Consider the following 16,301-nt stretch of genomic DNA (forward strand, 5'->3'; position numbering starts at 1 on the left):
TGAAGGAGCCTAACCTATTTGCCAGCTGATGCGTCCGGCTTTTTCCGTCGGGGCATTCCTACCCTTCGGTGGCGGACTCCAGTTCAGGGATAGGGGCGTAAGGTCACACCAAAAAGCGACCCATGAACGGATCGCTTTCGAGAGATACAAATGATTCAATTATTTGCGAGTCCCATGCTGCTTGTTCGGCAGCTTGCTGCTCGGCGTTCCATGGCCGTGCTGCTCTTGGTTGCGGCGGGCCTTCTCGGCGTTCTCATTCATCTTTTCCACAAACTCATGCGTGCTGCTGTCCATACCGGACCTCCTTCAACGTAACCATCCGTGATCACGGCGGTGTATTCACCGATTAATATAACCGTAATCCCGGGAATGTATGAATCTGTAGGCATAAAAGCTGTCTTCCCCGCATTCAGCCCGTTGGAGATGGAGCATCACGACCGGCTTGCCGGGATTCCTCCGCCGCTGGGCGTAACTTCGCCAGCTTCGGCTTTATTCGTCCGCTCCAAGTCCAGTAGGTCAGGCTCCGCATCAGCCGCTCAACCGGGCCAGAGCGGAACTTTTCGAGCCAGAGCAAGCTCGCTGCTGCCTGGGCCATATATATGGCAAGCGCCAGCAGGATGCCTGGCCATACGCCAAGCCGGCCGAACTGCCCGAGTCCATAACCGTAGAAAATCGATGTGGAAATGACCGTTTGCAGCAAATAGTTCGTCAGCGACATTCTGCCGACAGCTTCGAACCCGCGAAATGCGAGGGAAGAGCTCGGAGCTTTCGCATACAGCAGCGCGAATAGATGAATGTAACCGAGCGCCAGGAGCTGCCCGCCAAGCACGATGCATACCCCGCTCAAGGCGTGGGTGCTTCCGAGAAGGACAGCGGCGGTTTTCAGCACCAGACCGAGCGGAACCAGAAGCGACCAGCGCAGATAGGTTGTGGCTTCCGCCGAGGGTTGAAGGAAGCGGCCCTTCTTGGCAGCCGCCATGCCGAACAGAAACATCGGCGCGTTCATAAACGGCACAATCAGAATGACGATGAGCATTACCCATTCCGGCAGATCCAGCGGCGGTTCCGAGTTCAGGCGATAGTCCATGATCTCACTGTAGCTTCCCGACTGGTACACATGGGTCGTTTCTGTCACGTAGCTCTCCAGTCGCTGTGTTTCCTCCAGGTTCTTCTCCGCTGCTCCAAGGCTCACGATACCGGTAAGTGTCAGAAACAGAGCGCCCCATAGGATCAGCGTTCGAGGCTTTCGTTTCAGAAAGAACAGAAGCAGCAGCGTTATTGCCCCGTAGAAGATCAGAATATCGCCTTCCCACAAATAATAGCCGTGCCCAATCCCAAGCCCGATTAGCGCCAGCGATCTGCGAATGAAGCTCCATCTCGACGTTCGGCCTCTCGCCGTTAACGCGTCCCGCATCTTGATCATGCTGTATCCGAACAGGAACGTAAAGATCGGCATAAAGCTGCCCTCTACGAGAACCTGAACCAGCCTGTGACCGAGAGTATCCGTTGTGGTCGGATGGAACAGATGAAGTTCGTCCTTGCCATACATCCCATATTGAAAAATAAGCATATTGGCCAGCAAAATGCCCAGCAGACTTAATCCGCGTATGGCATCAACGGCCGCTGCGCGTTGTGGTATTTTGACCACCGATCATCACCTCTTGCTGAACAGTATAGCGAGCGGAGTTAACGTCCCGGATAAGACCAGCCTAACTTTTCCTTAAATTTGCGGTAATTGTTTAGCTCCTGTTAAGGTAGTTGTGCTAGCATTTAGCTAGAGGGTGGGGAGATATGGAGAACGCAAAAATACTAATTGTCGATGACGAACCTTCCATTGTGAAAATGCTGCAGATGGTGCTGCGCAAGGAAGGATTTAACCAAGTATATACGGCGGGGAATTGCAAGGAGGCGCTGGAGGCGATTTCGGCCCACGGCGCGGATATCGTGCTGCTGGATGTTATGCTGCCAGACGGAAGCGGCTTTGATCTGTGCCCGAAAATCCGGGCTTACGGAAGCCCGCATATTCTGTTTCTGACAGCCAAAGCGTCCGATTTGGACGTGCTCACCGGCTTTGCGATGGGCGGGGACGATTATGTGACCAAGCCGTTCAATCCGCTTGAGATTGCAGCCCGAATCAAGGCGAGACTGCGCCGGACGGGGCTGGGAGGAGTCCCGGTCGAGACGGAGCCGGTCGTTGCCGGGCGGGTGTGGGATTACGGGCGTTTTGTGCTCGATGAGACTGCCGGAGAGCTCCGCGTACTGGGACGGCCAGTACAGTGTCCGGCGCTGGTGTTTTCGCTGCTGCTCTATTTCTGCAAGCATCCTGGCATCGTCTTTTCCAAGTCTCAGCTGTACGAGGCGGTATGGGGGATCGACGGGATCGGCGAGGACAATACGGTTATGGTGCATATCCGCCGCATTCGTGAACGGATTGAGGAGGACCCGAGCCATCCGAAGCTGCTGGTCACGGTCAGGGGCTTGGGATACAAGCTGGTGAAGGAGAACGCCTGATGAAACTGCGGAGAAGGCTCGCTTTTCATTTTACATATCAGATGATTGCCCTGTCGGTTCTGATGCTTTGCGTGCTGCTGGTGCTGTTGTTCTTCCTGCTCAAGCATATCAACAACGAGGAGATGAAGCGCAATTTCCCGGCAGGTGTGCTGGAAGGCATCGTGGCTGAGACGATAACGGAGGATGGCGTCGTTCGGTTGGCGGAGTATTGGAATGTATTGCTGAAAGAGAGTGACATGTGGCTACAGGTTGTAGACACCCGGGGGCAGGTCATTCATGCATCCAATACGAATTCAGATATTCCGGAGCAATATTCAGTGAGCCAGTTGCTCGAGATCCAGGAGAGCGGGCGATTAGGCGGCTATACCGTCAATTGGGAGATGGATCTGGCCTATGAAGAGCCCTTGCTGTATTTGTTAGGACGAGTGGATGAGAAGGCGGATTGGCTGCAGTCCTGGTTCGCCCGATTCCAGGAGAATGGGGTTGTCGGTCCGGAAGGGAGTGTCAGGCTGGGTGAGGAGATGGCTCGTCTGGGTGGTTTTTTACATGTGATCAATGGCGAAGGGGAGATCGTCCAGGCGATTGGTGATCGATCCGCAGAGAAAGACAGTTATCATCCGCTAGAAATTATTGCGATGCAGGAACAGCCTGGAACGTATTCTACATCCATTACCGTCTATCGTGATCAGCGCACGGGACATACGTGGTTATATCATACGCCGCGGGAGAATGTCGCGAATAAAGTCTCCGTCATGCAGGAGGTGATCTGGGCCACCGTATGGCTCATGATCTGCATGCTGATCATATCGCTGGCCATCTCGTTCTGGAACGGCTATCGGTATAGCCGGCCGCTGCTGCTTTTCACAGGCTGGTTCGAACGGATGGGACGCGGGGAGTATGAGGAAGTGCTGACACCGAAGGACCGAAAAAGGGTATTCCGCAGGAATGGCAAGCTCCGCATGAGATACAAGCTGTACAAGGAAGTGATCCATGCTTTCTATCTGATGGCGAATCGACTGGCGGAGGCCAAAGAGGAGCGGGAGCGACTGGACCGGAACCGCGAGGAATGGATGTCAGGCATATCGCATGATCTGCGAACCCCGCTGGCCTCGATTCAGGGTTATGGCTATATGCTTGAGAACGCGCCGGAGGAATGGAGCAAGGAAGAGCTGAGGGAGATGGGCACGGTCATCCGGGAAAAAGGCGACTATATGCTGGATCTGATCAACGATTTCTCGCTGGTATTCCGTCTCAAGAGCCGGATCGCGCCGCAGGAAATGTCCCCGGTCGATGTGAACGAGCTGGTGCGGCGCTGCGTGCTGAAATATGTGAACGATGCTACATGGAGCAAGGCGTCCTATACGTTCAGCGGCGGAGAGGGAGAGCTTCCGGTTAACGGGAATGTCAATTGGCTGCAGCGTCTGATGGATAATCTGATTACGAATGCTGTCAAGCATAATCCGGATGGCATCGAGATCGAGGTACGGGTGGAGAAACGCCCGGGATGGGTGGCGATCACCGTGGCTGATCAGGGGGTTGGCATGGATGAGGAGACGATGGCCAATCTGTTCGAGCGGTATTATCGCGGGACGAATACGGAGGAGAGCATGGAGGGCTCCGGGCTTGGAATGAGCATCGCCAAGGCGATTGTGGAAGCGCATCAGGGTCAGGTGGAGGTTTGGTCGGAGCCGGGAAGAGGGACGGCAATTACGGTCCTGCTGCCGGAGATGGGCGATAGGGCTTGGGATGGTGCGGATGAAGCGGCGGCGACAGGCGTGAGGCGGAGCTGAGCATCCGATGATCGAAGCGCTGCGTATGCCTTAGGGGGCAGGATGCCGAGCAAGGCCTTCCTTCCCGAAGGGGATGAATAGGGAGGATAAGGGCTAAGAAAGCGAAAGAGACAAGAAAAGGAAATCGCGGCTGTCTTGACTTCTCAGGCAGGAAGATTATAATTCTAACAACAATGCAAACAATGAAATATACAGATAGGGCTTTATAAGATACATTCTTGATGTATATGCCGGAGAATAAGGCTCTGGCGTTTCTACCAGGTTACCGTAAATGACTTGACTACATGAGGATGACACAGCGAATATGCAGGGGACGCAGCGGATCGAAGAAGCAGCCGGCCTGCTGTCTATCGCGGAAGGCCCCTTTCGTTAAGCGGGAGCCGCCGGGTTAGTCCTTGCGGGGACAATCGCGGCATATGGTAATCGAGTGACGAGAAGGGGCTTGTGTCATCTATAAATGTGATATCATGGGCAACCCGGGCGAAATTGTAGCCCGGGTTGTTTTTTTTATTATCTCGCCGCCGCATGACAGGGAATGAATTGGGCTCGGGTTAGGAAAGCTTGAAATATAAGGGAGTGGAGATCGAAATGACAACAATTCAAAGACAGCCTCGATATGAAGTTAGCGATCGCCTGGGGCGCATTGCGCTTGGCCAGGAGCCTGCCGAGCTGGTGATCAAGAACGGCACGCTGGTCAATGTGTTTACAGGGGAGCTTCAAGAGGGGATAGACATCGCTATTGCTGCCGGGCGAATTGCTTATATCGGACAAGCGGATCATACGATCGGAGACGGTACGAAGGTGATCGAAGCCCGCGGACGGTATATCACACCTGGACTGCTCGACGGGCATATGCATGTCGAAAGCACGATGCTGACCGTAACGGAATTCGCGAAGGCTGCCCTCGTGACCGGCACAACGGGCGTGTTCATGGACCCGCATGAGATCGCGAATGTGTTCGGCATGGAAGGGGTGCGCTGGATGCATGAAGAAGGCCGCGAGTTGCCGCTGAAAGTGTTTACGACCATTCCGTCTTGTGTTCCGGCCACGTTCGATCTGGAGGATGCCGGGGCCCAGCTGGGCGTGTCCGACATTGAAGAGGGCCTCACCTGGCCGGGCGTGGCCGGCCTCGGAGAGGTCATGAATTTCCCGGGGGTTGTCTATGGCGACCCGACGATGAAGGGTGAGATTGAAGCGACGATCCGTGCAGGCAAGGCCGTGACCGGGCATTTTCCGGCAGAGGATGACCGGATGCTCCAAGCCTATCTCGCCGCAGGGGTGAGCTCGGATCATGAGACGGTTACGAGAGAACAGGCGCTCGCGAAGGTTCGGCTCGGTCTGCATCTGATGATTCGCGAGGGCTCGGCCTGGCAGGACGTGAAGGAAGTGATCAAGGTGGTGACGGAGGACAAGGTGCGGACGGACAACATCTCCCTTGTCACAGACGACGTTTACCCGCAGACGCTGCTCCGGCTTGGTCACATGAACCATGTGGTGCGCCGGGCCATCGAGGAGGGCGTAGAGCCTGTCACCGCCATTCAGATGGCGACGGTCAACGTGGCCCGCTACTTTGGGCTGGATGGAGATCTGGGCAGTATTTCACCAGGCAAAATCGCGGACATGCTGCTGATCGACGATCTGAACAGCATGGTTCCGTTCATCGTGATCACTGATGGCGAGGTGGTAGCGGAGGCCGGGCAGCTCATCAAGCCGTTCCCGGTTTACGAGTACCCAGAGAAGGCCTTCGGCTCCGTTCGTCTCCAGCGGGCGTTAACAGCAGCGGACTTCCGTCTCCTTAGCCAATACGAGACGCATCAAACGAAGGTGAACGTGGTCCGGGTCATTGAGAACAGCGCCCGCACAGCCAAGCATACGGCTGTTTTGTCGGTGAAGGAAGGCGTGATTCAGCCGGATGTCAGCCAGGACGTCATCCAGCTGGCCTGCATTGAGCGTCATCAAGGCACCGGGCAAATCTCGCTTGGCTTCGCAACCGGCTTCCAACTGAAACACGGTGCGGTGGCCTCCACCGTAGCGCATGACAGCCACAACTTGCTGGTCATGGGCGCGAATACCGAGGATATGGCGCTGGCAGCCAATGAGCTTGCTGCTTGCGGCGGCGGCATGATTGCCGTGCGGGACGGCAAGGTGTTGGCAAAGGTCGCAATGCCGATTGCCGGACTGCTTGCTGACCGGCCGGTTGAGACGGTTGCGGAGGAAGTTGCGACGCTGGAGGATGCCTGGCGTGAACTGGGCTGCCCGATCCATGCACCCTTCATGACCTTCTCCCTGATCGCGCTGCCGGTCATTCCGGAAATCCGCATTACCAATCGTGGGCTTGCGGATGTGACCGAGTTCAAGCTGATTGAAACGGAGATTGGACCGGTGTCATAAGCGAAGGGTTCTGCGCTTACGCATCCCCGCGTGTCCCGGCCCACTTGCTTATTCCGTGGACGCCGGGCGATGGGCGGTAGGACTGAAGATCGTCTCAAAGCCCGTGCTGGCCAGATGAGGATAGTTCAAGCACAGCTTCCGGTAGGCGGCGGTAATACGGCCGTGAAGCGGATGGCTGAATGGGATGCCGAGCACGTGCGAGACCACTTCACGAATCCCTTGCTTGCGGATTTGTTCTTGCAGCTTCAGCGCTTCGGGATCGTCAGCGTGATCAAACAGAAGGGCGGCGGCAATGGCCGTAACCAAACCGGATGTATTCAATCCGAGTCGCTCAGCCTGCATGGCGGGATACACCAGGCGTTCACTGGATGAGAGCTTGCGGATCGGGGAACGGGCGACACGAGTGATCGGATCGTGAAAATGCGGGTTTGCGAATCGTCCCAATATTTTCTCGATATACAGCCGATGCTTCTTCTCGTCGAAACCGTAACGCTCGCGGAGCAGCGCTCCGGTCTCCATTAGCACCCCGGTAACTTTGGAACGGATGCCGGGATCGGACATCGCGTCCTGAATTGTAGAATAGCCTTCCAAATATCCGAAATACGCGGCGCAGCAGTGTCCGGTATTCACGGTGAACAGCTTTCGTTCCAAATAAGCGTCGAGCGAATCGGAGTAACGGACGCCCTGCAGAGGGGGAAGCTCGCCCTTGATCTCGTTGCGGTCAATCACCCATTCGGAGAAAGGTTCGACCATCACTTGCAGCGGATCTTTATGCTTTTGCACGGGGACGATCCGGTCCACCACCGTATTCGGATAAGACACGAAGCGGTCGGCATCTTGAATTCCCCAGTTTTCCAGGTAAGGGGAGACCCATTTCTTCAACAACTGGCTTGCTCCGATCCCGTTCTCGCAGGCCATAATATGCAGAGGGGTTGCATTGCCCTGCTTTATCCGCTGGCGAATCCCGCGGGCAATCGATTCGGCAATGTCCTTCAGTGCGCTGATGCCAACAGCCGTAGTGACGATATCCGCTGCGGCAATCTGCGCGGTCACTTTGCCAGACTCCCCCAGACTTAGCGCCGTTACGTTGCCAACGATCTCGGATTTGCGATCCTCATTGGCCAGCACAAGAGGGTATTCCCGCCGGGTCTGAAGTTCGCTGATTTGCTTCTTGTTGCGGGCGACAAAACATACATGGTAACCGGACTTGGACAGTATCGGGCCGATAAAACCTCTGCCGATGTTCCCGGCCCCGAAGTGGACAGCTTTCATCGTGTATTCCTCCTTTTTGGTCTTAAAGACTGGAATGAAGAAGGAACAGGACAGGTAGGGGACTTGATATTTCGCTTCATCATTATCTCCGTCCTGTTCCTATAACTTGCTGAACATCCTTGTCGGACAGGCCTTTGATTATGATCGGTGTGAATGGAGTATAGAGGATTACTTAGCTGTTAGCTAAAAATTTTGCGTGTGACTACATGTTCGAAATCGAGGGAACTTAACGAATCGGTCTTGTGATGCGGAACATCAAACTCCAGATAACGGGTCAGTTCATTGGGGATAACTACGCAATGCATGCCTGCAGCTGCGGCTGCTTTCGAGCCGTTTGGGGAATCCTCGATGGCCACGGCATCCGAAGGCGCGAGGTCCAGAAACTCCAGAGTTTGCACATACAGCTCAGGATCAGGTTTAACCCGGGCCACATCGTCAGAAGTGCGGATACATTCAAAGTAATCTTGAATATCAAGCAACTCCAAATGCTTTTCAACCCAGGCCTTGGAAGAGCTTGATGCTAGCCCCAGCTTTAGATTTGCCTCTTTCGCCGAGTTCAGAAACTCCAGAATGCCCGGACGGATTGCCTCTTTCTCCATCAGTTCACTGTGCCGCTGCTGAACCGCGATGCGGAATTCCTCTTTATCAATGGGCAGGTTCAGGTCGGTCATCAGATATTCGTAAGGATTAAAAGAATTCAAGCTGGTGCCGATACAAGTGGAATAGTGTGCGAGTGTCAGCTCTACTCCATACTCCTGGTAGGCTTCGCGAAAAGCATAGTACCAGGCAGTCTCGGTATCGATGATCGTTCCGTCAAAATCAAAAATGAAACCTTTGATCAATTTAACCACTCCCTTATGTTAATAAAGTGTTAGTTAATATAACAAAACGAGTTGGATATCCGGCGGTTCCCATAATTGAATTCGCCGTTGTCGTTAAAAAAACCGTAACATAAGCTTTGTCAAGTCGTCAACGCGGCAGATAATCTGACGCAGTGTGATTGCGGTTTCATACGGATCGATGGAAGCACTTGCATTTTAAGCTTTTCATTCATGTGATTGTGGAGAATGCAAGCTAGCTAGAATCCGGTTTCATTCCCGGTGTATCAGCATATTTGTTCCGCCTGATCCGGAAGGGCTGTTACCAATAACGATCGTGAGGCATCGCGCTCCGGCATGCTGTTTTAAGAAAAAAATTATTTTTTTTTAGTTTTGGCCCATTTTTTGAGGAAACGTCTTGTGAAATTGGATTTCCGATATATGATAAAAGCAACAAGTATGCATAGTTGTATCATCAGGAAACAAGGTACATAACAGGTGATGCTGGAAGGGGAATAGGACGTGTCGTGGTCTAACAGTGTGGCTTTTATTATCCTTTTGGCGGTCGCTGCAGCGGCTGCTATCGTAATCAAAATCATTCGATCCCGGATCGATCGTCATCAATATAATGCATATGACGCCGGAGACGACTTGTACGAGGAATATGAGGAATACGAGGAATACGAGGAGCCTGAAGAGTTTGTATATGGATCGATCGTCGTTATTCAGTTCATAGGCTTGGCCTCTCCAATATATTGGGTGGCTCATGAATGGGAATTTGATGAGTATGGCGTGCTTCATCTGGACTACCTGGAGGATGGCCGAAAGGTAACGGTTTCCGGCACTTATACTGTAGAGTATTTATCGGATCGCAATACGCTCGAAAGTGTCATCAGCCGGTATAATCTGGATGAATTCTTATGTAAAAGCTAATATGAGAGGACGTAAGCCGGCGCTGATCTGCGCGGGCTTTTCTTTTTTTCATCATGATTAATTAGTGATTTTTGTCACGAATTTATAACTTTTTCCCGCATGTGCTGCTGATTTATGTGATTTTTATCACAATATTCAAATTATCCCTCTGCGAAAATACAAACAGAACCGTGAGCAGCCGAACCGAACTTCACAAGGCATGCTCAATCGAAAGGAAAGAAAGGGGTATTTTATGGATCCGGTCATGCTGGCGCGAATTCAATTCGCATCGACAACCATTTTTCATTTTATTTTTGTGCCGCTATCCATCGGTCTGGCGTTTCTGATTGCCATCATGGAGACGATGTATGTGGTGAAAGGCCAGGAAGTGTACAAGAAGATGGCCAAGTTCTGGGGCAAGCTGTTCCTGATCAATTTTGCGGTCGGGGTCGTAACAGGCATTCTGCAGGAGTTCCAGTTCGGGATGAACTGGTCGGATTACTCCCGCTTTGTCGGGGACGTATTCGGTGCGCCGCTGGCGATTGAAGCGCTGCTGGCCTTCTTCCTGGAGTCGACCTTCATCGGCTTGTGGATCTTCGGCTGGGACCGCCTGTCCAAGAAGGTTCACCTGCTCTCGATCTGGCTGGTTTCCCTGGGGACGGTCATGTCGGCGTTCTGGATATTGGCGGCCAACTCTTTCATGCAGCGTCCGGTCGGCTATGTCATCAACAACGGACGGGCAGAGATGAACGATTTCTTCGCGCTCATTACGAATGGACAGCTGCTGGTAGAGTTCCCGCATACGATATTCGGCGCGCTCGCCACAGGGGCATTTCTGGTCACCGGGGTCAGTGCCTATAAGCTGATGCGGAAGCAGGATGTGACCTTCTTCAAAAAGTCCTTCCACATCGCGGTTGTTGTAGGGCTGATATCCTCTATACTCGTAGCCGTATTCGGTCATCAGCAGGCGCAGTACCTGGTGCAAACCCAGCCGATGAAGATGGCGGCGGCGGAAGGCTTGTGGGAGACAAGTGATGATCCGGCGCCATGGACGGTCATTGCGGCTATTGATCCTGAGAAGCAGCAGAACGCCATGGAAGTGAAGGTTCCGTATTTGCTGAGCTTCTTGTCTTACAGCAAGTTTTCCGGGGAAGTGGTCGGGATGAAGGAGCTTCAAGCCCAATACGAGCAGGAGTATGGGCCTGGTGACTATATTCCGCCGGTGAGAACGACCTTCTGGAGCTTCCGGATTATGGTGGCGTCTGGCACAATCATGATTCTGCTTGGCTTGTATGGCACGTGGCTGGCACTGCGCAGGAAGCTGGAGCAGGCCGGCAAATGGTTCATGGGCCTGATGCTGTACAGCATTTCGCTGCCGTTCATAGCCAATACAACCGGATGGATTATGACGGAGATCGGGCGTCAGCCATGGACGGTATTCGGACTGATAACAACAGAGAACAGCATATCGCCTAACGTCAGCGCAGGCTCCATTCTGTTCTCACTTATTACGTTTACTGCGATCTATGCCGTTCTGGCTGTCGTAATGGCCTATCTGTTCGTGAAGGTCATCAAGAAAGGGCCATATGCGGAAGAGACGGGCGATCAACATGTGAGCGACCCGTTCGCGAAGGAGGAGGACTACAATGCTGTCTCTTAATGAACTGTGGTTTATTCTCGTTGCTGTGTTGTTTATCGGTTTCTTTTTTCTGGAGGGCTTCGATTTCGGAGTGGGCATGTCGACCCGGTTTCTCGCGAAGAACGACACAGAGCGTCGTATTCTTATCAACTCGATCGGTCCGTTCTGGGATGCGAACGAGGTATGGCTGCTGACCGCCGGGGGTGCGATGTTTGCCGCATTCCCGAACTGGTATGCCACGCTGTTCAGCGGCTTCTATATTCCGCTTGTGTTTTTGCTGCTGGCGCTCATCGGGCGCGGGGTCGCCTTTGAATTCCGGGGAAAGGTCGATAACACCCGCTGGAAAAAAGTATGGGATGCGGCAATTTTTCTCGGCAGCGTGCTGCCTCCGTTTCTGCTTGGCGTTGTGTTCGCCTGTCTTATTCAGGGGCTTCCGATTGATGCGCAGATGCAGCTGCATGCCGGCTTCTTCGATGTCGTGAACCTTTATACAGTGGTCGGCGGCTTGACGATGGTAATGCTCTGTCTGCTGCACGGCTTGATGTTCACTACGCTGCGCACGACAGGTCAGCTCCAGGAGCGGGCGCGCCGCCTGGCCCGGCGTTTGCTTCTGCCGGTTGCAGGGCTGTTCATGGTCTTCGGCGTGATGACTTACATGGTGACGGACATTATCGAGAAGAAGGGCATGCTCGTATCGCTGCTGCTCATCCTCGCGATGGTAGCCTTTCTCATCGGCGGCTATTTCATGAGCGTCAAGCGCGACGGCTGGGCGTTCGGGATGACCGGCGCGGTCATCGTGCTGCTGGTGACGTCGGTGTTCGCCGGGTTATTCCCGCGCGTCATGATCAGCTCCATCGATTCGGCATTTGACCTGACGATTTACAATGCGGCCTCCGGCCCGTACTCGCTGAAGATTATGACCATCGTCGCTGTCACCCTGCTGCCATTTGTGCTGGGCTATCAGATCTGGAGCTACTTTGTGTTCCACAAGCGCGTGAATGAGAAGGAGCATCTGGAATACTGATGGGCAAGGAACTGCTGGGGTATAAAGGGGCGAAGCCGGTATTTCTTCTTGTGGCATTATGTACGGTAGCGCAAAGCCTGGCCATCATTCTGCAAGCGAAATGGCTGGCAGAAGTCATCTCGGCGCTGTTCGCGGGCTCAAGTCCGTACCAGCAGGCCGGAGAGATCGGCTGGTTTCTGCTGGCGTTTCTGGCCCGGCACGTCATCTCCATGCTGCAGCAGCGTCTGGCCCAGCGGTTTGCCGAGGAGACCGGCTCCGATCTGAGACAGAGGCTGCTGGCAGCGCTGTTCCAGCGCGGCCCGGCGGCTGTTCGTACCGAAGGGACCGGGAATGTGGTCACGCTGGTGCTGGACGGGATCGGCAAGTTTCGCAAATACGCCGAGCTGGTCATCCCGCGCATGCTCGGGGTAGGAATTACACCGATTTTGGTATGGCTGTATGTATTTGCGACTGACCGTATATCGGGCCTGATTCTGCTCGTGACGATGCCGATTCTGATCGCATTTCTCATTCTGGTAGGACTGGCTGCGAGAAAACAAACCGAGAAGCAGCTAGGTTCCTACCGGGTGCTGTCCAATCACTTTGTCGATTCGCTGCGCGGGCTGGAGACCTTGAAGTATCTCGGTCAAAGCGCTGGCCACAGCCGCAGCATCAAGCAGGTTAGCGAAGGGTATCGGAAGGCGACGATGCGGACGCTGCGCGTAGCCTTTCTGTCCTCTTTCTCGCTGGACTTTTTCACAATGCTGTCCGTAGCCACTGTGGCGGTTAACCTGGGCCTGCGCCTGATCAATGGCAGTCTGGAGCTGCTGCCTGCACTGACGGTGCTGGTGCTTGCACCAGAATATTTCCTGCCTGTGCGCATGCTCGGGGCTGACTTCCACGCGACGCTGGACGGCAGGCAGGCGGGGCTGGCCATGCAATCGATGATCCGGGAGGCTGAAGCCGAGTCTGGCGCTACGCCGCTCCCGGACACGAAGCAGCCAGCAGCAGGCGAGCAGAAGAGGCCGCCTCAAGCTCAAGGTCCGCAGCGATACGCGATAGGGAATGCGAATGGCGGTTCATCAGGCCTTCCGCGTAAAGCCGGGAAGGGCCCGGCCGCACCCCCGATCGGGAAGTCTTTTGCCTGGGAGACGGACAGCCTGCTGCGGCTGACCGGGATTGGCAAGCGGTATGAAGACGGCGGGCGCGCGTCTTTGGAGGGAATTGACCTTCAGATCCGGGGGCGGAGAAAGGTTGGCATCGTGGGTGAGAGCGGTGCAGGCAAGTCAACACTGATTGATCTGCTTGGCGGGTTCGTCCAGGCATCGGAGGGAACGATCTCGTTAGATGGCGTGCCGATGTCGGATGCAGATAGGCGCGCATGGCGTGAACAGATCACTTACATGCCCCAGCATCCGTATCTGTTCAGCTGCTCTCTTGAGGATAATGTGAAGTTCTATGCACCGGATGCCTCAAGGGCAGAGGTTGTTCAGGCGGTAGATATGGCCGGACTGTCGAAGCTGGTGGCGTCATTGCCGCAAGGGCTGGATGAGCACATTGGCGGAGGCGGACGGGCGCTTAGCGGCGGACAGGCACAGCGCGTGGCGCTGGCGAGGGCGCTGCTCGGCAATCGGCCGGTGCTGCTGCTGGATGAGCCTACGGCGCATTTGGATATCGAGACCGAGTATGAGCTGAAGGAGACGATGCTCCCTCTGTTTCGGGATAAATGGGTGTTCCTGGCAACCCACCGCCTCCACTGGATGCCGCACATGGATTACATTATTGTCCTGGACGCCGGACGAGTGGCCGAAACCGGGACACACGGAGAGCTGATGGCCAGGCGCGGGGTTTACTATCAACTGATCACATTGCAAATGGAGGGAGTGCTTTGAAGCAGGAATCGTGGCTTATGCCGTATGCTACCGCGCATATTTGGCGGTTTGTGCTGATCGCGGTGCTCGGCATTCTGACTGTTCTGTTTGCGGGGGCGTTGATGTTCACCTCCGGGTATCTGATCTCCAAATCGGCACTCCGGCCCGAAAATATTCTGATGGTGTATGTTCCGGTAGTTGGCGTGCGAACATTCGGCATCGGCCGTGCGGTCATCCATTATGTGGAGAGGCTGGTCGGGCACGACACCATCTTGCGCATCCTGTCACAAATGCGCCTGCGCCTGTACAACCTGCTGGAGCCGCAGGCGCTCCGGCTGTCTTCCCGGTACCGCACAGGCGATCTGCTGGGCGTCCTCGCAGAAGATATTGAACGTCTTCAGGACGTTTATATCCGAACCGTCTTTCCGGCTGTGACCGCACTTGTGATGTACGGGGGGATCGTGGCGGCGCTCGGGGCTTTTGATCCCGGATTTGCCGTCTTGATCGGGTTGTATGTCTGTCTGCTTGTGTTTGTTCTGCCGCTCATTTCGCTGCTGCTGACCAAGCGGAAGAACAGAGCGATTAAGCAGCAGCGCAGTGCATTATACCGCAAGCTTACCGATGCTGTGCTCGGTCTGAACGAGTGGTTCGTGAGCGGTCGTCAAGAACAGTTCCTGCGCGGATATGAAGAGGATGAAGCGGAGGTAGACCGGACGGATCGACAGCTGAAGCGCTGGGCACGGTGGCGCGGCCTGATCGCGCAAGGGGTGGTGGCGCTGACGGTCATCTCGGTATTGTACTGGACAGGGCAGCGGCACGGGGAAGGCATGCTGGATGTGACGCTGATTGCCGCTTTTGTCCTCGCCGTTTTCCCGTTGATGGATGCTTTTCTTCCCCTGTCTGATGCAGTGGAGAAGATACCGCATTATGAGGAATCACTGGCCCGTCTGCGGGCGATTGAGGCAGGAAACGCAAGGGGAGGGCTGGCCGGTGCTGCATATGATAGAGAGAGTGTGGAGAATCGAAACCGGTCCGGAATGCAGCATGCCGCCAAGCTGGACCTGGCGAAGAATGCCCGGTTCTTGTCCGACGCGGGCGCGGGGGTTCATATTCTTGTGAGGGATGTCTCATACCGTTATGAGAAGGAATCCCTCTCAGCTCTTGCGACAGCAGAAGAGGAGGGCCTTGAGCGAGAGACCCGGTATGCGGTTCGTGGTCTGTCGATGGACATCCCTCCTGGCTCGAAAGTAGCGGTCATTGGCCGATCCGGTGCAGGCAAGTCGACGCTGCTCAAGCTGCTTCAAGGCGTTATCTCTCCATCGGCGGGCAGTGTCACGTTGGACGGGAGTCCGGCGGACCATTATGGAGATGGCATGGCTTCGTTTATATCGGTACTGAATCAGAGCCCGCACCTGTTTGACACGACACTGGAAAACAATATCCGGCTCGGGCGTCATGACGCTACAGCAGAGGAAGTGGACGAGGCGGTAAGGCTTGCCCGGCTGGGGCCGCTGGTGCAGTCGCTTCCGGCAGGCCTCAAGACACGGATGCAGGAGGCGGGCCAGCGTTTCTCCGGCGGAGAGCGGCAGCGCGTGGCCCTCGCCCGCATTCTGCTGCAGAATACGCCGGTTGTCATTCTGGATGAGCCGACGGTCGGCCTTGATCCGAAGACTGAGCGGGATCTGTTGTCCACCATTTTCAGCAGTCTGCATGGCCGCACGTTAATCTGGGTTACGCATCATCTCGTAGGGATCGAACAGATGGATGAAATTGTGTTTATGGATGAAGGGGAGATTACGATGAGAGGGACGCATGCCGAGCTGCTCCAGCGCTCCTCTCGTTACAGACGCTTGTATCAGCTCGACCGGCCAGGCGTCATGTGAACTCCCTCGGGGTGACACAACAACATACAGCCCGAGTCTTCGAAGGATGTGTTCTTCGAGGGCCCGGGCTTTTGTGCGTCGTAAACGTGAGGAAGATGATCAACCGGCACAGCCTGCATAGGGAGCCATGGATCGTTATCAGCATGAAGGGGAAGCATTTTTCATTCCGCTGCCATCTGTGTCATAATAGGATTGGAATTTTAAAGCGTTT

Annotated in this window: 12 protein-coding genes and 1 riboswitch; of the genes, 8 read left to right on the plus strand and 4 right to left on the minus strand. The window is 54.8% G+C overall.

The features are described 5' to 3' along the window. Positions 1 to 159 precede the first annotated feature (159 nt). Entirely contained in the window at positions 160 to 294 is a 135-nt protein-coding gene (locus CHH75_RS18510; RefSeq protein WP_095265021.1) for a DUF4023 domain-containing protein, read from the minus strand. Between the two features lie 115 nt (positions 295 to 409). Then, complete coding sequence (locus CHH75_RS18515; RefSeq protein ID WP_255223070.1) at positions 410 to 1,648, minus strand: DUF418 domain-containing protein; 1,239 nt, start codon at positions 1,646 to 1,648, stop codon at positions 410 to 412. 143 nt (positions 1,649 to 1,791) lie between these two features. Here CHH75_RS18515 and CHH75_RS18520 point away from each other — a divergent pair, with 143 nt between their 5' ends. From CHH75_RS18520 to ade, 3 genes are all read left to right on the plus strand, one after another. Then, the gene (locus tag CHH75_RS18520) at positions 1,792 to 2,511 is read left to right on the plus strand and encodes a response regulator transcription factor (RefSeq protein ID WP_095265020.1); all 720 of its coding nucleotides are present in this window, start codon (positions 1,792 to 1,794) and stop codon (positions 2,509 to 2,511) included. Further along, entirely contained in the window at positions 2,511 to 4,301 is a 1,791-nt protein-coding gene (locus CHH75_RS18525; protein ID WP_095265019.1) for a sensor histidine kinase, read from the plus strand. Before CHH75_RS18520 ends, CHH75_RS18525 begins: the two co-directional genes overlap by 1 nt. A gap of 201 nt (positions 4,302 to 4,502) precedes the next feature. Further along, positions 4,503 to 4,604: riboswitch (purine riboswitch) on the plus strand. Positions 4,605 to 4,889: 285 nt separating this feature from the next. Then, positions 4,890 to 6,692, plus strand: a complete 1,803-nt coding sequence (gene ade, locus CHH75_RS18530) for an adenine deaminase (RefSeq protein WP_095398880.1) — start codon at positions 4,890 to 4,892, stop codon at positions 6,690 to 6,692. Positions 6,693 to 6,740: 48 nt separating this feature from the next. Here the strand turns inward: ade and CHH75_RS18535 are convergent, their stop codons facing one another. Next, positions 6,741 to 7,964 (minus strand): mannitol-1-phosphate 5-dehydrogenase, encoded by a 1,224-nt coding sequence (locus CHH75_RS18535; protein WP_095265017.1) that lies wholly within the window; start codon positions 7,962 to 7,964, stop codon positions 6,741 to 6,743. 179 nt (positions 7,965 to 8,143) lie between these two features. Then, positions 8,144 to 8,806 carry an HAD family hydrolase gene (locus CHH75_RS18540; RefSeq protein ID WP_095265016.1) on the minus strand — a complete coding sequence of 221 codons (663 nt, stop codon included), beginning with the start codon at positions 8,804 to 8,806 and terminating at the stop codon, positions 8,144 to 8,146. Positions 8,807 to 9,304: 498 nt separating this feature from the next. Between CHH75_RS18540 and CHH75_RS18545 the strand changes: the two genes are divergently transcribed. From CHH75_RS18545 to cydC, 5 genes are all read left to right on the plus strand, one after another. Next, entirely contained in the window at positions 9,305 to 9,715 is a 411-nt protein-coding gene (locus CHH75_RS18545; RefSeq protein WP_095265015.1) for a hypothetical protein, read from the plus strand. Between the two features lie 232 nt (positions 9,716 to 9,947). Next, complete coding sequence (locus tag CHH75_RS18550) at positions 9,948 to 11,354, plus strand: cytochrome ubiquinol oxidase subunit I (protein WP_095265014.1); 1,407 nt, start codon at positions 9,948 to 9,950, stop codon at positions 11,352 to 11,354. After that, positions 11,341 to 12,357, plus strand: coding sequence for a cytochrome d ubiquinol oxidase subunit II (gene cydB, locus CHH75_RS18555; protein WP_095398881.1), 1,017 nt, complete (start codon positions 11,341 to 11,343; stop codon positions 12,355 to 12,357). The genes CHH75_RS18550 and cydB overlap by 14 nt, the downstream gene beginning before the upstream one ends. Next, positions 12,357 to 14,228: a thiol reductant ABC exporter subunit CydD gene (cydD, locus tag CHH75_RS18560; RefSeq protein WP_095398882.1), complete on the plus strand. Its 1,872-nt coding sequence runs from the start codon at positions 12,357 to 12,359 to the stop codon at positions 14,226 to 14,228. Before cydB ends, cydD begins: the two co-directional genes overlap by 1 nt. Beyond that, on the plus strand, positions 14,225 to 16,090 hold the full coding sequence (cydC, locus tag CHH75_RS18565) for a thiol reductant ABC exporter subunit CydC (protein ID WP_095265011.1): 1,866 nt from the start codon (positions 14,225 to 14,227) through the stop codon (positions 16,088 to 16,090). The genes cydD and cydC overlap by 4 nt, the downstream gene beginning before the upstream one ends. Positions 16,091 to 16,301: the final 211 nt, after the last annotated feature.

The sequence above is a fragment of the Paenibacillus sp. 7541 genome, assembly GCF_002276395.1.
Taxonomy (GTDB): Bacteria; Bacillota; Bacilli; order Paenibacillales; family Paenibacillaceae; genus Paenibacillus_AQ; species Paenibacillus_AQ campinasensis.

Excerpts from the sequence above, each read along its gene's own strand:
- CHH75_RS18535 (WP_095265017.1), bottom strand. The coding sequence starts at position 7,964 with ATGAAAGCTGTCCACTTCGGGGCCGGGAACATCGGCAGAGGTTTTATC.
- ade (WP_095398880.1), top strand. The coding sequence starts at position 4,890 with ATGACAACAATTCAAAGACAGCCTCGATATGAAGTTAGCGATCGCCTG.
- CHH75_RS18510 (WP_095265021.1), bottom strand. The coding sequence starts at position 294 with ATGGACAGCAGCACGCATGAGTTTGTGGAAAAGATGAATGAGAACGCC.
- CHH75_RS18550 (WP_095265014.1), top strand. The coding sequence starts at position 9,948 with ATGGATCCGGTCATGCTGGCGCGAATTCAATTCGCATCGACAACCATT.
- cydB (WP_095398881.1), top strand. The coding sequence starts at position 11,341 with ATGCTGTCTCTTAATGAACTGTGGTTTATTCTCGTTGCTGTGTTGTTT.
- cydD (WP_095398882.1), top strand. The coding sequence starts at position 12,357 with ATGGGCAAGGAACTGCTGGGGTATAAAGGGGCGAAGCCGGTATTTCTT.
- CHH75_RS18525 (WP_095265019.1), top strand. The coding sequence starts at position 2,511 with ATGAAACTGCGGAGAAGGCTCGCTTTTCATTTTACATATCAGATGATT.
- CHH75_RS18520 (WP_095265020.1), top strand. The coding sequence starts at position 1,792 with ATGGAGAACGCAAAAATACTAATTGTCGATGACGAACCTTCCATTGTG.